19 protein-coding genes, 1 pseudogene and 1 riboswitch are annotated in these 19,985 nt (G+C 72.0%); of the genes and pseudogenes, 7 read left to right on the forward strand and 13 right to left on the reverse strand.

Going from position 1 to position 19,985, the window contains the following annotated elements; all coding sequences use genetic code 11:
• The first annotated feature begins 59 nt into the window (after positions 1 to 59).
• Positions 60 to 1,310, forward strand: a complete 1,251-nt coding sequence (locus ACFYZ8_RS04415) for an alpha/beta hydrolase (protein WP_388535746.1) — start codon at positions 60 to 62, stop codon at positions 1,308 to 1,310.
• A 43-nt stretch (positions 1,311 to 1,353) separates the two neighbouring features.
• On the opposite strand, the gene ACFYZ8_RS04420 is transcribed toward ACFYZ8_RS04415, so the two are convergent.
• The 5 genes and pseudogenes from ACFYZ8_RS04420 to ACFYZ8_RS04440 all read right to left on the reverse strand — a co-directional run bounded on the left by ACFYZ8_RS04420 (position 1,354) and on the right by ACFYZ8_RS04440 (position 6,121).
• On the reverse strand, positions 1,354 to 1,773 hold the full coding sequence (locus ACFYZ8_RS04420) for a transglycosylase SLT domain-containing protein (RefSeq protein WP_359032517.1): 420 nt from the start codon (positions 1,771 to 1,773) through the stop codon (positions 1,354 to 1,356).
• Positions 1,774 to 2,058: 285 nt separating this feature from the next.
• A complete protein-coding gene (locus ACFYZ8_RS04425) occupies positions 2,059 to 2,868 on the reverse strand; it encodes an ECF transporter S component (protein WP_388535744.1) in 810 nt (269 codons plus the stop codon).
• Entirely contained in the window at positions 2,865 to 4,565 is a 1,701-nt protein-coding gene (locus ACFYZ8_RS04430) for an ABC transporter ATP-binding protein (protein WP_388535741.1), read from the reverse strand. The genes ACFYZ8_RS04425 and ACFYZ8_RS04430 overlap by 4 nt, the downstream gene beginning before the upstream one ends.
• Positions 4,562 to 4,870: pseudogene (locus tag ACFYZ8_RS04435) on the reverse strand (energy-coupling factor transporter transmembrane protein EcfT); the annotation flags it as partial. The pseudogene ACFYZ8_RS04435 and the gene ACFYZ8_RS04430, both read right to left, overlap by 4 nt.
• A gap of 82 nt (positions 4,871 to 4,952) precedes the next feature.
• Positions 4,953 to 5,023: riboswitch (cobalamin riboswitch) on the reverse strand.
• Positions 5,024 to 5,095: 72 nt separating this feature from the next.
• Positions 5,096 to 6,121: an MBL fold metallo-hydrolase gene (locus ACFYZ8_RS04440; protein WP_388535740.1), complete on the reverse strand. Its 1,026-nt coding sequence runs from the start codon at positions 6,119 to 6,121 to the stop codon at positions 5,096 to 5,098.
• A 168-nt stretch (positions 6,122 to 6,289) separates the two neighbouring features.
• Between ACFYZ8_RS04440 and ACFYZ8_RS04445 the strand changes: the two genes are divergently transcribed.
• The 3 genes from ACFYZ8_RS04445 to ACFYZ8_RS04455 all read left to right on the forward strand — a co-directional run bounded on the left by ACFYZ8_RS04445 (position 6,290) and on the right by ACFYZ8_RS04455 (position 9,153).
• Positions 6,290 to 7,747 carry an aldehyde dehydrogenase gene (locus ACFYZ8_RS04445; protein ID WP_388535737.1) on the forward strand — a complete coding sequence of 486 codons (1,458 nt, stop codon included), beginning with the start codon at positions 6,290 to 6,292 and terminating at the stop codon, positions 7,745 to 7,747.
• 6 nt (positions 7,748 to 7,753) lie between these two features.
• Complete coding sequence (locus ACFYZ8_RS04450) at positions 7,754 to 7,987, forward strand: ferredoxin (protein WP_359032501.1); 234 nt, start codon at positions 7,754 to 7,756, stop codon at positions 7,985 to 7,987.
• Between the two features lie 302 nt (positions 7,988 to 8,289).
• Positions 8,290 to 9,153, forward strand: coding sequence for a tetratricopeptide repeat protein (locus ACFYZ8_RS04455; protein WP_359032499.1), 864 nt, complete (start codon positions 8,290 to 8,292; stop codon positions 9,151 to 9,153).
• Between the two features lie 116 nt (positions 9,154 to 9,269).
• Here the strand turns inward: ACFYZ8_RS04455 and ACFYZ8_RS04460 are convergent, their stop codons facing one another.
• On the reverse strand, positions 9,270 to 9,950 hold the full coding sequence (locus tag ACFYZ8_RS04460; RefSeq protein ID WP_388535734.1) for a TetR family transcriptional regulator: 681 nt from the start codon (positions 9,948 to 9,950) through the stop codon (positions 9,270 to 9,272).
• Between the two features lie 182 nt (positions 9,951 to 10,132).
• Here ACFYZ8_RS04460 and ACFYZ8_RS04465 point away from each other — a divergent pair, with 182 nt between their 5' ends.
• From ACFYZ8_RS04465 to ACFYZ8_RS04475, 3 genes are read left to right on the forward strand one after another with little or no spacing between them, the layout of a single operon-like run.
• Positions 10,133 to 11,533 carry a glycosyltransferase family 4 protein gene (locus ACFYZ8_RS04465; RefSeq protein ID WP_388535733.1) on the forward strand — a complete coding sequence of 467 codons (1,401 nt, stop codon included), beginning with the start codon at positions 10,133 to 10,135 and terminating at the stop codon, positions 11,531 to 11,533.
• The gene (locus tag ACFYZ8_RS04470; RefSeq protein WP_388535730.1) at positions 11,527 to 12,270 is read left to right on the forward strand and encodes a class I SAM-dependent methyltransferase; all 744 of its coding nucleotides are present in this window, start codon (positions 11,527 to 11,529) and stop codon (positions 12,268 to 12,270) included. The genes ACFYZ8_RS04465 and ACFYZ8_RS04470 overlap by 7 nt, the downstream gene beginning before the upstream one ends.
• Entirely contained in the window at positions 12,267 to 13,337 is a 1,071-nt protein-coding gene (locus ACFYZ8_RS04475; protein ID WP_388535728.1) for a prenyltransferase, read from the forward strand. The genes ACFYZ8_RS04470 and ACFYZ8_RS04475 overlap by 4 nt, the downstream gene beginning before the upstream one ends.
• 96 nt (positions 13,338 to 13,433) lie before the next feature.
• On the opposite strand, the gene ACFYZ8_RS04480 is transcribed toward ACFYZ8_RS04475, so the two are convergent.
• The 7 genes from ACFYZ8_RS04480 to ACFYZ8_RS04510 all read right to left on the reverse strand — a co-directional run bounded on the left by ACFYZ8_RS04480 (position 13,434) and on the right by ACFYZ8_RS04510 (position 19,963).
• A complete protein-coding gene (locus tag ACFYZ8_RS04480) occupies positions 13,434 to 13,727 on the reverse strand; it encodes a hypothetical protein (protein WP_037721172.1) in 294 nt (97 codons plus the stop codon).
• A gap of 40 nt (positions 13,728 to 13,767) precedes the next feature.
• The gene (locus ACFYZ8_RS04485) at positions 13,768 to 13,986 is read right to left on the reverse strand and encodes a hypothetical protein (protein ID WP_388535726.1); all 219 of its coding nucleotides are present in this window, start codon (positions 13,984 to 13,986) and stop codon (positions 13,768 to 13,770) included.
• Positions 13,983 to 14,993 (reverse strand): LLM class F420-dependent oxidoreductase, encoded by a 1,011-nt coding sequence (locus tag ACFYZ8_RS04490; protein WP_388535723.1) that lies wholly within the window; start codon positions 14,991 to 14,993, stop codon positions 13,983 to 13,985. Before ACFYZ8_RS04490 ends, ACFYZ8_RS04485 begins: the two co-directional genes overlap by 4 nt.
• Positions 14,994 to 15,096: 103 nt before the next feature.
• Complete coding sequence (locus tag ACFYZ8_RS04495) at positions 15,097 to 15,933, reverse strand: hypothetical protein (protein WP_359032486.1); 837 nt, start codon at positions 15,931 to 15,933, stop codon at positions 15,097 to 15,099.
• 86 nt (positions 15,934 to 16,019) lie between these two features.
• Entirely contained in the window at positions 16,020 to 16,919 is a 900-nt protein-coding gene (locus tag ACFYZ8_RS04500) for an N-acetylmuramoyl-L-alanine amidase (RefSeq protein ID WP_388535721.1), read from the reverse strand.
• A 22-nt stretch (positions 16,920 to 16,941) separates the two neighbouring features.
• The gene (locus ACFYZ8_RS04505) at positions 16,942 to 17,595 is read right to left on the reverse strand and encodes a class I SAM-dependent methyltransferase (protein WP_359032482.1); all 654 of its coding nucleotides are present in this window, start codon (positions 17,593 to 17,595) and stop codon (positions 16,942 to 16,944) included.
• A gap of 634 nt (positions 17,596 to 18,229) precedes the next feature.
• Positions 18,230 to 19,963, reverse strand: coding sequence for an MFS transporter (locus ACFYZ8_RS04510; RefSeq protein ID WP_388535718.1), 1,734 nt, complete (start codon positions 19,961 to 19,963; stop codon positions 18,230 to 18,232).
• Between the last annotated feature and the right edge of the window lie 22 nt (positions 19,964 to 19,985).

The following is a 19,985-nucleotide window of genomic DNA, read 5'->3' on the forward strand; positions in this document are numbered from 1 at the left end:
ACGGATGCGGGGGGTTCTCGGATGTCGGGGGTGACCTGCGCGTCCGTAGCGTCGAGGACATGAGTGACGAGACGCGCACATCCCATGGATCACGGGCGAGCCGGCGCACGCGGAGGGGGCTCGCCGCAGCGGCCGCCCTGCTGCTCGCCGGGCTCGCCGCGGCCCCGGTGGCGGCGGCCGCCGGTGAGCGGACGCAGCAGACGCGACGCGGTGACCTGGTCGCCGTCACGCCGGTCGCCGACCGGGACGCCGGGCAGGTCAGGTCGTTCCTGGCCGGGTGGGACGTCGACGCCGACGTGGTGCGCTACGGCTTACGGGCGTACCGGCTGACGTACCGGACCGTCGACCCGTACGGAGCACCCACCACCGCGACCGGGCTGCTGACGCTGCCCAGGGGCGGCGGCCACCGCCTCGACCTGGTCTCCGACACCCACGGCACGATGGTCGACCGCGACTACGCGCCCTCGGCGAGCGAGGACTTCGGGCGGGTGCCGTCGTATCTCAACGCGGCCGCGGGCCGTGCGGTCGCCGCCCCCGACTACCTCGGCCTCGGCAAGGGCCCGGGCCCGCACCCCTACATGGACACCGCCTCGTCGGTGACCGCCTCCGTCGACATGCTGCGCGCGGCCCGGACGGCCGCGGAACGGCTCGGCCGCCCGCTCACCGGGGACGTGTACGCGACCGGCTTCTCGCAGGGCGGCCAGGTCGCCATGGCGCTCGCCAAGGCCCTGGACGCCGGTGCCGACCGGCACTTCCGGCTGCGGGCGCTCGCGCCGGTGAGCGGCCCGTACGACTTGGAGGGCCAGGAGATGCCCGCGCTGTTCGACGGCCGGGTCAACGACACCAGCGGGGTCCTCTACATCGCGTACTGGCTGGTCGCGCAGAACCGCCTGCACCCCCTCTACCAGGACCCCTCCGAGGTGTTCCGCGCGCCCTACGCGGGCCGGGTGGAGAGTCTGCTCGACGGGAGCCATGAGCAGGAGGACGTCGTCAGGGGACTCGCGCCCTCGGTGAAGCGGCTGCTCACGCCCGCCTTCCACGAGCGTCTGCGGCACCCGTCCGGCGCCGTGCTGGACGCGATGCGCGCCGCCGACGGCACCTGCGCCTGGAAACCGGACGTGCCGGTGCGGCTGTACGCCGCGGGCGGCGACACCGACGTGCCCCTCGGCAACACCCAGACATGCGCCCGCACCCTCGCAGGTCAGGGAGCGAGGGTGCGGGTGGTCGATCAGGGGCCGGTGGACCACTTCGGTTCGGTCCTGGTGTCGGCCCCGCGGGTGGTGCGGTTCTTCGACGGCGTACGGCGGTGACCTGTGCGGTCCTCTCGGCTGTACGGCGGTGCTGCGCGGCGGCTCAGTACCAGCCGTTGGCCTGCCAGAAGGCCCAGGCGCCGGTCGGGCTGCCGTAGCGGGAGTTCATGTAGTCCAGACCCCACTTGATCTGGGTCTTGGCGTTGGTCTTCCAGTCGGAGCCGGCGGAGGCCATCTTGGAGCCGGGCAGGGCCTGGACCAGGCCGTAGGCGCCGGAGGAGGAGTTCGTGGCGTCGACGTCCCAGCCGCTCTCGTGCTCGACGATCTTGCTGAACGCGTTGTACTGCGCGGCGTTCGGGATCATCTGGTGCGCGATGGCCTTGGCCTGGGCGGGCGAGTTGGTGGTGGCCGCCTGGGCCGGCGCCGCGGTCAGGACCAGGCCGGCGGTGGCGGCGGCCATCGCGACGGTGGTGATGGCCTTCTTCGGAGAAGCGATGCGGCGGGCGATGCGGGAGACGGACACGAGGAACCTTTTCTTCGGGGACGGTGGTGCCGCTCGCGGTCCCGGGGGACATGCGTCGGCGCCGAGGCCCGTGGGCTTGTCGGCGCCGTGCGACGTCATCCACAGAAACAGGCTCGGAAGGCGTCCGCAATGACCCCTTTTACTAGTTGTGGTCGAATCGCCGGGAATGGTAGTCCGTGTGATCCGGCTCTCAATATGCAGGTCAGAGGGGGTGCGCTGTGGACGTTATGTCTGAAATGTTACTACTGTTCCCCTTAGTAGGTGAGCTGGGTCATGTGGGGTGCTTCACCGCTCGGGCGCCTCGAATGTGACCTGGGCCTCGAAGGCCGCGCGGCGGGTGGCCCGGCGCAGCCCTCTGAGGAGGGCCGGACCGAGGGTGAGCGTGAGGACGACGGTGACCAGGGCCCGGCCGAGGTCCCAGCCGAGGGACGTGGCCACGCAGTACGCGACGAAACGGGCCAGGTTGGCGGGCACGCCGGCGTGAGGGTCGAAAGCGATGTCCGAGGCCAGGGCGCCCATGAAGGGCCAGCCGGCCATGTTCATGGCGGTGCCGTAGGCGAAGGCGGCGAGGAACCCGTAGACGGCCAGGATCCGGACCTCGGCGCGGGCCCCCGCACGGGCGGGCACCGGCAGCAGGCCCGCGCCCATCGTGAACCAGCCCATCGCCAGCATCTGGAACGGCATCCACGGCCCCACCCCGCCCGTGAGCAGGGCGGACGCGAACATCGTGACGTTGCCGAGCACGAAACCGAAGCCGGGGCCGAGGACCCGGCCGCTGAGCACCATCAGGAAGAACATCGGCTCGATACCGGCGGTGCCGGCGCCGATCGGCCGGAGCGCGGCGCCGGTCGCCGCGAGTACGCCCAGCATGGCCACGGCCTTCGGGCCGAGCCCCGACTCGGCGAGCGCCGCGGCGGCCACCGCGACGAGGAGGACGAGCAGTCCGGCGAAGAGCCAGGGGGCGTCCTGGGTGTGGGTGCCGACCTGCGAGGTGGGCGGGGCGAGGAAGGGCCAGCCGAAGGCGACGACACCGACGGCGCTGACCAGGGCGAGGGCGAGGAGGGAGCGGGGGCCGAGGTGGACGGCGCGGGTCATGACAGGGCCTCCCGCACCTGCGCGACCGTGAGCCACCGCTGGGGGGCCAGGATCTTGCTGACCTGCGGGGCGAAGGACGGGGAGGACGTGATGACGTCCCTCGCCGGGCCGTCGGCGATCACCTCGCCCTCGGCCAGCAGGACCACCCGGTGGGCGATTTCGGCGGCGAGCTCCACGTCGTGGGTGGCCAGCACGATCGCGTGACCGGTGGCGGCGAGTTCCCTGAGCAGGCCGATCAGGCGGGACTTCGCCGCGTAGTCCAGACCGCGGGTGGGCTCGTCCAGGAGCAGGAGGGGAGGGCGGGCGGTCAGGACCACGGCGAGGGCGAGGGCGAGCCGCTGGCCCTCGGAGAGATCACGGGGGTGGGTGTCGTCGCTCACGCCGGGGAGCAGCCCGGTGACGAGGGCGCGGCAGGTGCCCGATGCCGCGCCGGCGTCCTGGTCGGCGGCCCGGCATTCCTCGGCGACCGTGTCGGCGTAGAGGAGGTCGCGGGGTTCCTGGGGGACGAGGCCCACTCGGCGGACGAGGTCGCGGGGCGCGGTGCGGTGTGGCTGGGCGCCGCCTACCTGGACCTTTCCACTGGAGGGCGTCACAAGGCCCACCAGGGTGTTGAGGAGGGTGGACTTTCCGGCGCCGTTGCGGCCCATGAGGGCGATGGTCTCGCCGGGGCGGATGGTGAGATCCAGGTCGGTGAGGGCTTGGATGTTCGCTCGGCGGACGGTGAGGTCGTGGACTTCGGCGAGGTGGGAGGTGGTTTCGGCGGGCTGCTTGCGGCGGCGTGGTCGGCGGGCCCGGCCTTCGGCCGGGTTGTTGTTCTCACCCGCACCACCCGTCCAACTTTCGTCGTCGGGTGCGAAGTCCGCGGCGGCCCCGGGCTGTCGTACGGCGAGCCGCTCCCGCAGGTCCCCCGCCCTGCGCCGCGCGTCCCGCACCGTCAGTGGCAGCGGAGACCAGCCCGCCAGGCGTCCCAGGTCCACCACCGGCGGATACACCGGCGACACGGCCATCATCTCGGCCGGGGTGCCGAGGACCGGTGCCTTCCCGCGGGCGGGCAGGAGGGCGACCTGGTCGGCGTACTGGATGACGCGTTCCAGGCGGTGTTCGGCCATGAGGACCGTCGTGCCGAGGTCGTGGACCAGGCGCTGGAGGACGGCGAGGACCTCCTCGGCCGCGGCGGGGTCCAGCGCGGAGGTGGGTTCGTCGAGGACCAGGACCCGCGGGTGCGGGGTGAGGACCGAGCCGATCGCCACACGTTGCTGCTGGCCGCCGGAGAGGGTGGCGAGGGGGCGGTCGCGCAGGGGCGCCAGGCCCAGCAGGTCCAGCGTCTCCTCCACCCGGCGCCGCATCACCGCGGGGGCCAGCCCCAACGACTCCATCCCGTAGGCGAGTTCGTCCTCCACCGTGTCCGTCACGAAGTGCGACAGCGGGTCCTGGCCCACCGTGCCGACCACGTCGGCCAGTTCGCGCGGCTTGTGGGTGCGGGTGTCGCGGCCGGCCACGGTGACCCGGCCGCGCAGGGTGCCGCCGGTGAAGTGCGGGACGAGCCCGCTGACCGCGCCGAGGACCGTGGACTTGCCGACCCCCGACGGGCCCACGAGCAGCACGAGTTCACCCTCCGGCACCTCGAAGTCGACGCCCTGGACGGTGGGTTCGGGCGCCCCGTCGTACGTCACGGAGACATCCTCGAAGCGGATCACGACGACGGCTCCTTGAAGGCGGGGGCTGGGGCGAGGAAGGCCGGCAGCAGACCCAGGAGGATCGCGGCGGCCGGCCGTACGGGGAGGGCGGGAGCGACGAGGGGCAGCACCCCGGGGTGCAGGGCCGCCGGGTCGCCGGCGCCCGCGAGGAACATCGCCGCCGCCACGGCCGCGCCGGAACCGGCGACCAGGAGGGACCGGGCGGTCCAGCGGTCCGGGCGGTACCGGGTGCGCGGGGTGCGGCGGCCGCCCAGACGCAGGCCCGCGAGGGCGGCGGTGAGACCGGCGAGGAGGACGGGGATGCCCGGGCGGCTCGGCTCCGTGTACCTCGACGGTGCCGCACACCGGCCGGTTGCCGGTGCGCGCGAGCCGGTCACGAGCCGTACGGGGCAGTCCGGCTCACCGTCTTGGGACGGTTCACGGTTGCGGGTCAGCGCCGGAATTGCACCGGCTTCCCCCCGTACGGTGTGATGACGACCTGGCTACTGTACTCGCCCGTAGGGAAGCGCCTGAGAGCCCCCTGTGTCCCCTCAGACGGCCACATACCTCACCGGATCACTCCCCGTCACCGCCTCCGCCCGGCCCAGCTTCACCAGCCGCCGCAGATGCGCCTCGGCCTCGGAGACCGCGATGTTCCGTGAGCCGTAGGGGATCTGGTCCCAGGGCCGGTTCCACTCCATGCGCTCGGCGAGCTGCCAGGGGGTGAGTGGCTCGGCGAGGAGGGAGCGCAGGCCGGTGAGGCGTTCCTCGTGGTGGGCGAGCAGCTCCCGTACCCGGGCGCCCGCGTCGGTGAAGACGTGCTGGTGGGCGGGGAGGACCTCGGCGGGGGCGAGCCGCCCGACGCGTTCCAGGGAGTCGAGGTAGTCGCCGAGGGGGTCGGTGACGGTGGTGTCGTCGGGGTCCTCGTACAGGCCGATGTGCGGGGTGATCTCGGGGAGGAGGTGGTCGCCGGAGAACAGGCGTCCGTGGCCCTGGAGTTGGGCCGGGTGTTCCTCCTCCAGGTGCAGGCAGACGTGGCCGGGCGTGTGTCCCGGGGTCCAGATCGCGCGGAGTCTGCGGCCGTGGAGGTCGAGGAGTTCGCCGGGGACGATCTCGCGGTCGGGCAACGCGGGGGAGAAGCCCGGGAGTTCGCGGCGGCGGGCGGTGCGCAGGGGGGCCACGTGTTCCTCGGGGGCGCCCGCGGCCTCCAGCTTGGCCGTCATATAGGTGAACCAGCGCTCGGCCCGGGTCTCCCGGGTGCGCCGCACGATCGCGGAGTCCGCCGCGTGCATCGCGATCCAGGCGCCGGAGGCCTCCCGCACCCTGCCCGACAGGCCGTGGTGGTCGGGGTGGTGGTGGGTGATGACCACGCCGTGGATCTCGTCGACGGAGGTACCGCAGTCCGCCAGCCCCTCGGCGAGGGTGTCCCAGGAGGCCGGGTCGTCCCAGCCGGTGTCGACCAGCACCGGGCCGCGGCCGGTCTCGACGACGTACACGAGCGTGTGGCCGAGGGGGTTGTCGGGGATGGGCACCTGGACGGACCGGACACCGCCGCCGTGGTCGTACACCTGCGCCATGAGTTCCCCAATCACCGCGTTCCGGCAACTATAACTAGAACGGGTTTCGACGGTAGCCCGAGGTCACCAATGGCCGTGGTGTGCGGCCCGTGGACTCCTCGGAGTGGAACTGGTATCAGTTCGGTATCTGATGGATCGTCAGTAAGCCGCCCCGGGGAGGCAGTCGCCATGACCGAGCTCGTGGAACACGGACAGCTGTTCATCGGCGGGGAGTTGACCGACCCCCTGGGCAAGGACGTCATCGAGGTGATCTCCCCGCACACCGAGGAGGTCATCGGACGGGTGCCGCACGCCTCGCGCGCGGACGTGGACGCGGCGGTCGCCGCGGCGCGCACCGCCTTCGACGAGGGGCCCTGGCCGCGGATGACGCTCGACGAGCGGATCGAGGTCGTCACCAGGATCAAGGACGCCATCGCGGTACGGCACGAGGAGATCGCCCGCGTGATCTCCTCCGAGAACGGCTCCCCGTACTCCTGGAGCGTCCTCGCGCAGGCCCTCGGCGCGATGATGGTCTGGGACTCGGCGATCACGGTCGCCCGGAACTTCACGTACGAGGAGACCCGCGACGGAGTCCTCGGCCGCATCCTCGTCCGCCGTGAGCCCGTCGGGGTCGTGGCGGCCGTGGTCCCCTGGAACGTCCCGCAGTTCGTCGCCGCCGCCAAGCTCGCGCCCGCGCTGCTCACCGGCTGCACGGTGGTGCTCAAGCCGTCGCCCGAGTCGCCGCTGGACGCGTACATCCTGGCCGAGATCACCAAGGAGGCCGGGCTGCCGGAGGGGGTCCTCTCCGTCCTCCCGGCCGACCGCGAGGTCAGCGAGTACCTGGTCGGACACCCCGGCGTCGACAAGGTCTCCTTCACCGGTTCGGTGGGCGCGGGCAAGCGCGTGATGGAGGTCGCCGCCCGCAACCTCACGCGGGTGACGCTGGAGCTGGGCGGGAAGTCGGCGGCCGTGGTCCTGCCGGACGCGGACGTCGAGGCGGCCGTCGCCGGGATCGTCCCGTCCGCCTGGATGAACAACGGACAGGCCTGCGTGGCCCAGACCCGCATCCTGCTGCCCCGCTCCCGCTACGACGAGTTCGCCGAAGCCCTCGCCGCGGCGGCGAGTTCCCTGGTCGTCGGCGACCCGCTCGACCCGGCCACCCAGGTCGGGCCCCTGGTCGCCGCACGCCAGCAGCGCCGCAACCTCGACTACATCAGGATCGGCCAGGAGGAGGGCGCGAAGATCCTCACCGGCGGCGGGCGCCCGGCGGGCCTGGACCGCGGCTGGTACGTCGAGCCGACGCTCTTCGGGGACGTCGACAACTCGATGCGGATCGCGCGTGAGGAGATCTTCGGCCCGGTGATCTGCCTGCTCCCGTACGGAGACGAGTCCGAGGCCGTGAAGATCGCCAACGACTCCGACTACGGCCTGTCCGGCAGCGTGTGGACGGCCGACGTGGAGCGCGGCATCGAGGTCGCGAGGCAGGTGCGTACCGGTACCTACAACGTCAACACCTTCAGCCTCGACATGCTCGGCCCCTTCGGCGGCTACAAGAACTCCGGCCTGGGAAGGGAGTTCGGCCCGGAGGGCTACGGCGAGTACCTGGAGCACAAGATGATCCATCTTCCGGCCGGCTGGGAGGCGTGAGCAGCGATGGGGGACCGCTGGAACGTCGAGGTGGACCGAACCCTGTGCATCGGCTCGGCCCAGTGCGTCCACACCGCCCCCGGCGGCTTCCGCCTGGACACCGCCCGCCAGTCCCACCCGGCCGACCCGGAGACCGATGCCAACGAGCAGATCCTGGCGGCGGCCGAGAACTGCCCGGTGGAGGCCATCATGATCAGGCTGCTGGGGAGCGGGGAGCCGGTGTTCCCGCCGGAGGAGTGAGGGCCCGGAAAATCATGGTTCAGGGGGTTTCATTCACGGACGCGCGTTCTATTCTGGACGTAGGCCCACGAGGCGAGTGAGGGAGTCCGACCGGAGTAGCCGACTCGGGCGGGACGCGAAGGCGTCCGCCGGGGCCGACGTCGACGGTAGGGCTGAGAGGCCGGAGAGCAGCGGGAAGGCTCGACGGCGACCCCCAGGACCTGATCCGGACCATGCCGGCGAAGGGAACCCGTCTCGTGGGTCCCTCGCGTGCGGGCGTACGCTCCTGCGGTCGTCAACCGGGACCGATGGGGTGGGAAAGCGTGAAGAAGTCCGAGGCCAGGCAGCTGATCGAGCAGGCGCGTGCGGCCTGGGACGCCGAGGAGTGGCTGCGCGCCGCCGAGCTGTACGAGCGGGTGCTCGCGCACTTCCCGGACCTGGAGGCCAGCGCGGTGTGGTGGTACGACGCCGCGCTCGCCCACAAGTTCCTGCGGAACTGGGCCAAGGCGTACGAACTGGGCCGGGAGGCCGCGGCCCGCTCTCCGCGCGGTGAGGGCGACCCGGCGTACTGGAACCTCGGCATCGCGGCCACGATCCAGCGGGACTGGGCAACGGCACGGGACGCGTGGAGCGGCTTCGGCATCGAGCTCCCGGACGGCGAGGGGCCGATCGACGGCCGCTTCGGACACGCCTGCGTGCGCCTCGACACCGGAGGCGAGCGCGAGGTCGTCTGGATCGAGCGGTTGTGCCCGACCCGCGGCCGGGTCGTCAACGTGCCCGTCACGGGCGGCCGGCGCTACGGCGAGATCGTCGTCCACGACGGCGAACCGAACGGCGAGCGGGTTGTCGAGGGCGCCCCCTACCCCGTCTTCGACGAACTCCTGCTCTTCGAGGCGTCCGAACTGCCCACCCTGGAGGTCACGGTGGCAGCGGGCGACACATCCGACCTGCACGCCCTGGTCGAACTCTTCACCGACCACGGCTTCGGCGCCGAACCGGCGAGCAGCGTCCGCATGCTGTGCGCCTGCTGCAGCGAGGGCACCCACGAACAGGAGCGTTCGGTCGAGGCAGGCGCTCAGCAGGTCTCCCTCGGCGCCCCCGAGGAGGAGGCCCGGCGGCTGCTGGAGCGGTGGGCGGGGGAGACGCCGATCGGCCGGAGCTGGAGCGGGCTCGCGGCGGTCGGCTAGGGGGAGGCGGGCCGGGACCGGGGGGCGAGGTGGAGGCAGGCCCGTCCGGGGTGCCAGGAGGAAGCGAACCGGGGACGGGGGTCGGCCTGGCGGAGGCGGGTCGGGACGGGGGTCGGCTAGGGCCTGCGCTCCGTGAGGTCGATCAGTCTGCACACCGTCTCGATGTCGATCTTCACCTGGGCGATGGAGGCACGGCCCGAGAGCCAGGTGATCAGGGCGGAGTGCCAGGTGTGCTCGATGACGCGGACCGCGGAGAGCTGCTCGGGCGTCGGGTCCGCGAGGCCCATGGCGTCCAGGATGATCAGCGTGGTCTGGTGGGAGACCTGGTCGACCTCCGGGCTCACACTGCGGTCCGCGAAGGTCAGCGCGCGGACCATCGCGTCGGCCAGATGCGGTTCGCGCTGGAGGGCGCGGAAGGCCCGCATCAGGGTCTCCGCGACCCGCTCGGCCGCCGTCTCGCCCTGCGGCGGCTTCTTGCGGAGCGTGCCGTGCATGTGTTCCAGCTGGTCCTGCATGGTCGCGACCAGCAGATGGATCTTGGAAGGGAAGTAGCGGTAAAGAGTGCCGAGCGCCACCTGCGAGGACTCGGCGACCTCCCGCATCTGCACCGCGTCGAACCCGCCGCGGCTCGCCAACTGCGCGCTCGCGTGCAGGATGCGGCGGCGCCGCGCCTCCTGCCGCTCGGTCAGCGGTGGCGTGACCGCCCGTGCGGTACTGGCTTCCACTCCGGCCGGCTTGGCCACCTTGTCCACCTTGGGTTCCGTGACAGTCCGTGAGGGCTTGCGATCACACAGCATGGCAGGGTGCCGGGCCGTGGCGCGGACGCGGCGTTCGTGGCGTGAATCACCTGATCCACCGCTCACAGGACCCCTACCTGCCGGTAGATTCAGAGCCTCCTGAACGATCAAGTCTGAAACTTGTTCTAGATTACCGTCTCGTCGTAATCTCGCGGGACAGTGCAGTCAGAAGGGGGCCCAGAGTGACCGCTGAGGCCAGTCAGGCCGGGGCCTTCGAGGACCTGGCAGTCGACGGCGAGCGACCGCTCCGTATCGCGCTCCTCACTTACAAAGGGAACCCGTTCTGCGGCGGGCAGGGCGTCTATGTACGGCACCTCTCGCGCGAGTTGGCCCGCCTCGGCCACCGCGTCGAGGTCATCGGCTCCCAGCCGTACCCGGTCCTCGACCCGGGCTACGACGGCCTGAGCCTGACCGAGCTGCCCAGCCTGGACCTCTACCGCTTCCCGGACCCCTTCCGCACTCCCCGACGCGACGAGTACCGGGACTGGATCGACGCCCTGGAAGTCGCCACGATGTGGACCGGCGGCTTCCCCGAGCCGCTCACCTTCTCCCTGCGGGCCCGACGCCATCTCCGGGCCCGCACTGGTGAGTTCGACGTGATTCACGACAACCAGACCCTCGGCTACGGCCTGCTGGGCGACGTCGGCGCGCCGCTGGTGACCACCATCCACCACCCCATCACCGTGGACCGCCAGTTGGAGCTGGACGCGGCCGAGGGCTGGCAGCAGCGGCTGTCCAAGCGCCGCTGGTACGCCTTCACCCGCATGCAGAAGCGGGTGGCCCGCCGCCTGCCGTCCGTGCTCACCGTCTCCGGCACCTCCCGCCAAGAGATCGTCGACCACCTGGGCGTCCGCGGCGACCGCATCCACGTCGTCCACATCGGCGCCGACACCGACCAGTTCTCGCCGGATCCGTCGGTCCCCGTGATACCGGGCCGGATCGTCACGACCTCCAGCGCCGACGTGCCCCTCAAGGGCCTGGTCTTCCTCGTCGAGGCGCTGGCGAAGGTACGCACCGAACATCCCGGCGCCCACCTGGTCGTCGTCGGCACCCGGCCCACCGAGGGCCCGGTCGCCCAGGCCGTGGAGCGCTACGGCCTCGAAGGCGCCGTCGACTTCGTGAAGGGCATCTCGGACGCGGAACTGGTCGACCTGGTCCGCTCGGCGGAGGTCGCCTGCGTGCCGTCGCTCTACGAGGGCTTCTCCCTGCCGGCCGCCGAAGCGATGGCGACCGGAACCCCGCTGGTCGCCACGACGGGCGGCGCGATCCCCGAGGTCGCAGGGCGGGACGGCGAGACCTGCCTCGCGGTACCGCCGGGGGACCCGGGGGCACTCGCGACCGCCCTCAGCCGTCTCCTGGCCGACCCGGACCTCAGGGCGCGGCTCGGCCGGGCCGGACGTGAGCGGGTACTGGCCAAGTTCACCTGGGCGAAAGCCGCGGAGGGCACGGTGTCCCGGTACCGCGAGGCGATCGCCGGCCCGGCCCCCACGCCAACGCGCCGCTCCGCGGCCACCTGGGCTCCCGAGTCCGCACCCCCGACCACAGACACCGGTGTCTATCCCGAAAGCAGGGCCACGTGCTGACCGTCGACTTCTCCCGGTTCCCGCTCGCGCCGGGCGACCGCGTCCTGGACCTCGGTTGCGGGGCCGGCCGGCACGCCTTCGAGTGCTACCGGCGCGGCGCGCAGGTCGTGGCGCTGGACCAGAACGCCGAGGAGATCCGCGAGGTCGCCAAGTGGTTCGCGGCGATGAAGGAGGCCGGGGAGGCCCCCGAGGGCGCCACCGCCACCGCCATGGAGGGCGACGCCCTGGCCCTGCCCTTCCCCGACGAGTCCTTCGATGTCGTGATCATCTCCGAGGTGATGGAGCACATCCCCGACGACAAGGGCGTACTCGCCGAGATGGTCCGGGTGCTGAAGCCCGGCGGCCGCATCGCGATCACCGTCCCGCGCTACGGTCCCGAGAAGGTCTGCTGGGCCCTGTCCGACGCCTACCACGAGGTCGAGGGCGGCCACATCCGCATCTACAAGGCGGACGAACTCCTCGCGAAGATCCGCGAGGCCGGCCTCAAGCCGTACGGCACCCACCACGCGCACGCCCTGCACTCCCCGTACTGGTGGCTGAAGTGCGCGTTCGGCGTCGACAACGACAAGGCGCTGCCGGTGCAGGCGTACCACAAGCTGCTGGTCTGGGACATCATGAAGAAGCCGCTGGCCACCCGGGTCGCCGAACAGGCGCTCAACCCGCTGATCGGCAAGAGCTTCGTGGCCTACGCGACCAAGCCCCACCTGCCCGCCATGTCCTCCGTGGACGCGCGGTGACGACTTCGCGCACCGAACACCTTGTCCTGCCCGGGGTGTTGACCGCCGAGCAGGCCGCCCAGACCGTCGCCGGGGTCCTGGCCGCGCAGCGCGAGGACGGGGCGATCCCGTGGTTCCGCGGCCATCACCTGGACCCGTGGGACCACACCGAGGCCGCGATGGCTCTGGACGCGGCGGGCGAGCACGAGGCCGCCGAGCGGGCGTACGAGTGGCTCGCGCGGCACCAGAACGAGGACGGCTCCTGGTACGCCGCCTACCAGGACGGTGACTTCACGGAGGTCACCGACCGGGGGCGCGAGACGAACTTCGTCGCCTACATAGCCGTAGGAGTGTGGCACCACTACCTGTCCACCGGGGACGACACGTTCCTCGACCGCATGTGGCCGACCGTGTACGCGGCGATGGAGTTCGTCCTCGAACTCCAGCAGCCGGGTGGCCAGATCGGGTGGAAGCGGGACGACGACGGTACGGCGGTCGCGGACGGCCTGCTGACCGGGTCTTCGTCGATCCACCACGCGCTGCGGTGCGCCCTCGCGATCGCCGAACAGCGCGAAGAGGCCCAGCCCGACTGGGAGTTGGCCGTCGGCGCGCTGCGGCACGCGATCCGCCGGCACCCGGAGCGCTTCCTCGACAAGGACCGCTACTCCATGGACTGGTACTACCCGGTCCTGGGCGGGGCGTTGACCGGCGCGGAGGCCAAGTCCCGTGTCGAGGAGGGCTGGGAGCGGTTCGTCGTACCCGGCCTCGGGGTGCGCTGCGTCGTCCCCAACCCGTGGGTGACGGGCGGCGAGTCGGCCGAACTCGCCCTGGCCCTGTGGGTGACGGGCGAGTCCGACCGGGCGCTGGAGATACTCCAGTCGATCCAGCATCTGCGGGACGCGGAGAGCGGGTTGTACTGGACCGGGTACGTCTTCGAGGACTCGGCGATCTGGCCGCGGGAGCTCACGACGTGGACGGCCGGGTCTCTGCTCCTGGCCGTCGCCGCGCTCGGGGGTCATGAGGCGACGTGCGCGGTGTTCGGCGGAGAGCGTCTGCCGCTTGGGCTCGATCCTGACTGCTGCGCCTGAGAACGCGGGGTGCGGCAGCGCCGTGAAGGGGCGCGGGGGACTGCGCGACCAGCCACGACGGCGCCGCAGCCGACGACGGCACCCCCGGTGGAGCGCTCAGTGGCGATGGGCCCGGTTCGCGATGGCGTGACCCACGAACAGGTAGACCACCGCTGCCAGGCCGTAGCCGGCGACGACCCGGGCCCACGCCTCGTCGAACGTGAAGAGGTTGTAGGACCAGCCGGCGAGCCAGCGGGCGGCGTCGTGGATGAACTGCACGAAGTCGTTCGCGCGGTTGGCATCCAGCAGGTACATGAGGATCCACAGGCCCAGGATGAGGGCCATGATGTCGGCGACGACCGCTATGACCGTCCCGGCTGAGTTGGCACCACGGCGCGTATGAGTGGACATGGTGTTCGAATGGCCGCGATTTCTCGGGCGAAACCTGGCCTCAAGCGTTGAGCTCCGCAAGGACCCGCAGCGATTCGCGGTCCGGGGCCAGCGCCAGCAGGTCCGTCACCGGCCCCTTGCGCCACGACTCCAGCCGCTCGGCGATGCGTTCGCGTGGGCCGACCAGGGAGATTTCGTCGGCGAAGGCGTCGGGTACGGCCAGTACGGCCTCTGGGCGGCGGCGGCGATCCGGGAGCCGCCGCGGGATTCTCGGCCTCATGTGTTGAGTTCCGCGAGGACCCGCAGCGATTCGCGGTCCGGGGCCAGTGCCAGCAGGTCGGTCACCGGGCTCTTGCGCCAGGACTCCAGCCGCTCGGCGATGCGTTCGCGTGGGCCGACCAGGGAGATTTCGTCGGCGAAGGCGTCGGGTACGGCCAGTACGGCTTCCTCGCGGCGGCCCTCCAGGAACAGCCGTTGGATCCTGCGCGCCTCCTCCTCGTACCCCATGCGGGCCATCAGGTCGGCGTGGAAGTTGCGGGCCGCGTGGCCCATCCCGCCGATGTAGAAGCCGAGCATCGTCTTGACGGGCAGCAGCCCCTCGGTCACGTCGTCGCAGACCCGCACCTGGGCCATGGGGGCGACGAGGAACCCCTCCGGGGCTTCGGTGAGCGAGGCCTCGTAGACCTCGGGCCGGTTCGGTGACCAGTACAGCGGCAGCCAGCCGTCCGCGATCCTGGTGGTCTGGGCGACGTTCTTCGGACCCTCCGCGCCCAGCAGGATCGGCAGATCGGCCCGCAGGGGATGGGTGATCGGCTTGAGCGCCTTGCCGAGCCCGGTGCCGTCCGGGCCCCGGTAGGGGTGGGAGTGGAAGCGCCCGTCCAGCGCGACCGGCGCCTGCCTCCTCAGCACCTGCCGTACGACGTCGACGTACTCCCGGGTCGCGGTCAGCGGCGACTTGGGGAACGGACGGCCGTACCAGCCCTCGACGACCTGCGGCCCCGACAGCCCGAGCCCGAGCATGACCCGGCCGCCGGAGAGATGGTCCAGGGTGAGGGCGTGCATGGCGGTGGTGGTCGGCGAACGGGCCGCCATCTGCGCAACCGCCGTACCCAGCCTGATCGTTGAGGTCCGCGCCGCGATCCAGGTGAGCGGTGTGAACACGTCCGACCCCCACGACTCGGCCGTCCACACCGAGTGGTAGCCGAGCCGCTCCGCCTCCTGGGCCAGCGGCACCTGGTCGGGGGAGGGGCCGCGGCCCCAGTAGCCGAGCGCAAGTCCGAGTCGCACGACACCTCCTGACGGTTCGTCAGCTATCAGGGCCGCTCGCGAATGTACGGCAACGGCCCCCCGCCCGGAAGGGGCGAGGGGCCGTCGTACGACCTCGAAGGGCTCAGCCGCGCTGAATGCCGCTCGTGTCCTGCAGCACGCCACGGCGGCCGTCCTGCGTCTGGGCGACCAGAGCCGGACCACGCTGCTCCACGGCCAGGTACCAGGTGCCCGGGGCGAGTTCGGCGATCGGCGTCGGCGAGCCGTCCTCCGCGAACAGCGGACGCGGCACCGGCACGGCGAACCAGAACGGCGAGAACTCGGCGGCCGGCGGCTGCGGGGCCTGCGCCTGCGGCTGGGGCTGCGAGCCGAACGGCTGCCCCGGCTGCGGCTGACCGCCGTACGGCTGCCCGTGCCCGCCCTGCTGCCCCGGCTGCTGGGCACCCGGGTAGCCGTAACCACCGGGCGGCTGGGCGCCGTAGGGCTGCGGCTGGGGCGGCTTGGGGGCCGGGATCAGGCCGGCCTGGAGGGCGGGGACGAGCGGGGTGGCGATGGCGGCCCCGGCCATCACCACGGTGGCGACGAGAGCGAGGATCAGGCCGATGCCGGCGCTGACGGTGTCCGAACTGGAGCCGTAGTCCGCGGCGCTCAGCGGGTCGAAGACGTTCCCGAGCGCGCTCCACGCGGCGAACACCGTGAACGCGGTGCCGACCTGGCCGAGGTCGAGCCCCGCCGGCTTGGGAAGCTGCGGCAGCCCGCGCGACACGACGACGAGGGCGGCGCCGATGATGCCCGCGAGGACAACCCCCATCACGACCGGACCGCTCGCCCAGGCGCTGGGGAGGTCGGCGTCGTCGGGGGCTCCGTCGACCGAGTACAGATCGAGGAACGACGCGATGAACAGCAACACCGCTGCACCGATCACCACGCCGTCGCCTCGAGTGAGGGAGCGGATATTCACTTCAAGTCCTTCGTAGGTCGTCTCGTCGTCGGTAGACCCTATCGCCCGGCGGGGCGGAGCGTACGACGGGATCTGCGCGCCGATCGTTACCCGCGCAGGAAACTCACGATTCCCTCAGAGATTCCTTGCGCGGCCTTCTGGCGCCAGGCCGCGCTCGTGAGGAGTGCCGCGTCCTTGCTGTCGCGCATGTTGCCGCATTCGATGAACACCTTGGGGACCGTCGAGAGGTTGAGGCCGCCCAGGTCGGTGCGGGTGACCAGGCCGGTGCCGTCGCCGACGTAGTTGGAGGGGCGCGTGCCCGTCGCGCGTCGGAAGTCGGCCGCGACGTCCTTGCCGAGTCGCGCCGAGGGGGCGACGATACGGCGGGTGTCGGCGATGCCCTGGTGGACGCGGCCCGGCAGGATCACGTGGTAGCCGCGCTGCCCGGCGCCCGCGCCGTCCGCGTGGATCGACACCACCGCGTCGGCCTTGGCCCGGTTGCCGATCCTGGCCCGCTCGTCCACGCAGGGCCCGTAGGGCCGGTCGCCGTCCTGCGTCAGCTTCACCGTCGCGCCCTGCCTCTCCAGCAGCGTGCGCAGCCGGTGGGCGACGTCGAGGGTGAACTTGGCCTCCGCGTAACCGGAGTTGGTGGACGTCCCCGTCGTGTCGCATTCCTTGCGGTTCGTGCCGATGTCGACCTTGCGGTTGATCTCGGCCGTGTGCCGGAAGTTGGTGAGGTTGTGCCCCGGGTCGATGACGACGACCTTGCCCCTGAGCGAGGTGGGTTCCTTGTCGTCGGCGGTGGTGGAGGAGACGGCCGGCGGAGCACTCGCCCGCGGACTCGCCTCGGCCGCCGTCCCGTTGCCGTCGGCGGCCCCGCTCACGCCCGCGTACACGAGCCACCCGAGCAACGCGCCCGGCACGAGGACGGCGAGAGAGAGGGCCAGCGGCCGGGGCCGGGGGCGGCGGGGCTGGGGGGAATCGAATTCAGGGCCTGCGTACGACACGTCTGCGACTCTAACCCTGCTCTCAGATCCCCGCCCGCGTTCGCCGCAGCACCCGCAGGGAATCGGTCGCGGAGACCTCCGTGAACGCCCCGGAGGCCAGGGCCCGGAGGTAGATACGGTAGGGGGCCTGCCCGGTGAACTCGTCCTCCGGCTCCGGGAACACGTCATGGATGACGAGCAGCCCGCCCTCGGCCACGTGCGGGGCCCAGCCCTCGTAGTCGGCGTTCGCGTGCTCGTCGGTGTGGCCGCCGTCGACGAAGACGAGGGCGAGAGGGGTGTGCCAGATCTTCGCGATCTGCGGGGAGCGTCCGACGACGGCGACCACGTGGTCCTCCAGGCCGGCCCGGTACAGGGTCCTGCGGAAGGTCGGCAGGGTGTCCATCACCCCGAGCTCCGGGTCCACGGTCTCCGGGTCGTGGTACTCCCACCCCGGCTGCTGCTCCTCGCTGCCGCGGTGGTGGTCGACGGTCAGCGCGGTGACACCGGCCTCGCGGGCCGCGTCCCCGAGCAGGATCGCGGAACGGCCGCAGTACGTCCCGACCTCAAGCAACGGCAGCCCGAGCCGCCCGGCGTCCAGGGCGGCCTCGTAGAGGGCCAGCCCCTCGCCGACCGGCATGAACCCCTTCGCGGCCTCGAAGGCGGCGAGGATCTCGGGCTTGGGTGCGGCCGCGGCCATGGGGGTTCCTTCCAGTCGTCCGGTACGGGCAGCCTAAGGGGGCGGGGGATTGCAGTGGTGGGCGGCTCGGTGGCGTGAGCGGCCGTGACGCAGGCCGACCTGACCTGCGGTCGCCTGCGGCCTGCGGCCTGCGGCCTGCGGCCTGCGACCTGCGGCCTGCGACCTGCGGCCTGCGACCTGCGGCCTGCGTCCCGGCTCTCCGTCGTCCCGCGTCGGTCGGCTCCGACCTGCCGCCGTCCCCCACGAGCCGGCTCCGTCCCCCGCCGTCCGTGCAGGCGGCCCCTGCCCCCGATCAGCCCTCCGCCAGCCGACATCAGCCCCGCGGCCAGCCGATCCCGGCGACCCCGGCGACCCGACGGCCACGCGCGGACCTGGGGCCGATGACCGCAGGCAGACCTCCGGCCTACGCCCTTCCACGCACCTTCGGACGCACCGCCTCCGGACGCACCGCCTGCGGACGCACAGCTGCCGGACACACCGCACCGCTGGACACACCACCCCCGATCACCCCCGCACCTCCGATTACCCCGCACTCCCGATCACACCGGCACCCCCGGACACGCCACCCCCCAAACACACCGCACCCCCGTCCCCAACAACCCGGGACGGGGGTGCGGTGTGTTCAGGGGACCGGTCAGGCCGTGACCGTCTCCCCCGGCAGGGCCAGGTCCAGGTCGATCGCCCGGTCGTCGCCCGCGTGGGTGGCCGAGGAGGCCAGCGGGCCGTGCCCGGTGGCTCGGGCGGCGAGGACGTAGGAGCCCTGGGCCGGGACGGTGAGGACGTAGGAGCCGTCGTCGGCGGAGAGGGTGGCGCCCGCCTGTCGGCCCCGCTGGTCGATCAGCGTGACCTTGGCGCGGGCGACGGGAGAGCCGGAGGCGTCCAGGACCCGGCCACGGAAGCCCCGCAGCACCTCCTCGGCGCGCTCGATGGCCGTCTCCTCCTCACTGGTGGCCCGGAGCTGCGGAGCCTTGTTCGGCTTCGGCAGGAACAGGGCCATCAGCAGGCCGATCGCCACCGCACCGGTCGCGATGAGGAAGGACACCCGGAAACCGTGCATGGTCGGTACCGCGACGCCGCCCACGTTGTTCGCGGTGTTCGCCAGCACCATCCCGATCACGGCGCTCGACACGGACGTACCGATGGACCGCATCAGCGTGTTCAGGCCGTTGGCCGCGCCCGTCTCCGAGGCCGGCACCGCGCCGACGATCAGCGCGGGGAGGGAGGAGTACGCGAGACCGATGCCCGCGCCCAGCACGACCGCGATCACGAGGCTCTGCCAGGCCGCGCTCATGAGGCCGAGGCCCGCGCCGTAGCCGATCGCGATGACCAGCATGCCGAGGATGAGGGTGAACTTGGGGCCGTACTTCGCCGACAGCCGCGCGTACACCGGCGCCGTGAACATCATCGTCAGGCCCAGCGGAGCGACCAGCAGACCCGCGACGACCATCGACTGGCCGAGGCCGTAGCCCGTCGCCTTCGGGAGCTGGAGCAGCTGGGGAAGGACGAGCGAGACGACGTAGAAGGAGACACCGACCATGATCGACGCCAGGTTGGTGAAGAGGACCGCCGGGCGGGCCGTGGTGCGCAGGTCGACCAGGGGGGCCTTCACCCGCAGTTCCATGACGCCCCACAGGACGAGGACGACCGCGGCGGCGGCGAAGAGGCCGAGCGTGGTGCCCGAGGTCCAGCCCCAGTCGCTGCCCTTGGTGATGGGGAGGAGGAAGAGGACGAGTCCGGTGGAGAGGCCGATCGCGCCCAGCACGTCGAAGGTGCCCTCGGCGCGTGCCGGGGACTCCGGTACGACGAGGAGGGTGAGGGCGATCGAGAGGGCGCCGATGCCGGCCGCGCCGTAGAAGAGGGCGTGCCAGTCGGCGTGCTGGGCGATCAGGGCGGCGAGGGGCAGCGCGAGGCCGCCGCCGACGCCGATGGAGGAGCTCATCAGGGCCATCGCCGAGCCGAGCTTCTCGCGCGGCAGCATGTCGCGCATCAGGCCGATGCCGAGGGGGATCGCGCCCATGGCGAAGCCCTGGAGCGTGCGGCCGGCGATCATCGTGAGCAGCTCGCTGGTGAGGGCGCTGACCAAGGCGCCGACCACCATCACGGCGAGGCTGAGGATGAGCATGCGGCGCTTGCCGTAGAGGTCGCCGAGGCGGCCCATGATCGGGGTGGCGACGGCGCCCGAGAGCAGGGTGGACGTCAGGACCCAGGTGGCGTTGCTGGGCTCGGTGTCCAGCAGTTGCGGCAGGTCCTTGATGACCGGGACGAGCAGGGTCTGCATCACCGCGACCACGATGCCCGCGAAGGCGAGCACCGGGACGACAGCGCCGGACGCTCTCCGGGTGGGCTGGTCGGTCGGCGTGTGCGTCATGTGAGGGAGGCCTCCGGGCCTG

Origin of the sequence: Streptomyces sp. NPDC001668, assembly GCF_042893155.1 — a bacterium.
Lineage (GTDB): Bacteria > Actinomycetota > Actinomycetes > Streptomycetales > Streptomycetaceae > Streptomyces.

Excerpts from the sequence above, each read along its gene's own strand:
- ACFYZ8_RS04415 (WP_388535746.1), top strand. The coding sequence starts at position 60 with ATGAGTGACGAGACGCGCACATCCCATGGATCACGGGCGAGCCGGCGC.
- ACFYZ8_RS04425 (WP_388535744.1), bottom strand. The coding sequence starts at position 2,868 with ATGACCCGCGCCGTCCACCTCGGCCCCCGCTCCCTCCTCGCCCTCGCC.
- ACFYZ8_RS04440 (WP_388535740.1), bottom strand. The coding sequence starts at position 6,121 with ATGGCGCAGGTGTACGACCACGGCGGCGGTGTCCGGTCCGTCCAGGTG.
- ACFYZ8_RS04445 (WP_388535737.1), top strand. The coding sequence starts at position 6,290 with ATGACCGAGCTCGTGGAACACGGACAGCTGTTCATCGGCGGGGAGTTG.
- ACFYZ8_RS04450 (WP_359032501.1), top strand. The coding sequence starts at position 7,754 with ATGGGGGACCGCTGGAACGTCGAGGTGGACCGAACCCTGTGCATCGGC.
- ACFYZ8_RS04460 (WP_388535734.1), bottom strand. The coding sequence starts at position 9,950 with ATGCTGTGTGATCGCAAGCCCTCACGGACTGTCACGGAACCCAAGGTG.
- ACFYZ8_RS04480 (WP_037721172.1), bottom strand. The coding sequence starts at position 13,727 with ATGTCCACTCATACGCGCCGTGGTGCCAACTCAGCCGGGACGGTCATA.
- ACFYZ8_RS04485 (WP_388535726.1), bottom strand. The coding sequence starts at position 13,986 with ATGAGGCCGAGAATCCCGCGGCGGCTCCCGGATCGCCGCCGCCGCCCA.
- ACFYZ8_RS04505 (WP_359032482.1), bottom strand. The coding sequence starts at position 17,595 with ATGGCCGCGGCCGCACCCAAGCCCGAGATCCTCGCCGCCTTCGAGGCC.
- ACFYZ8_RS04510 (WP_388535718.1), bottom strand. The coding sequence starts at position 19,963 with ATGACGCACACGCCGACCGACCAGCCCACCCGGAGAGCGTCCGGCGCT.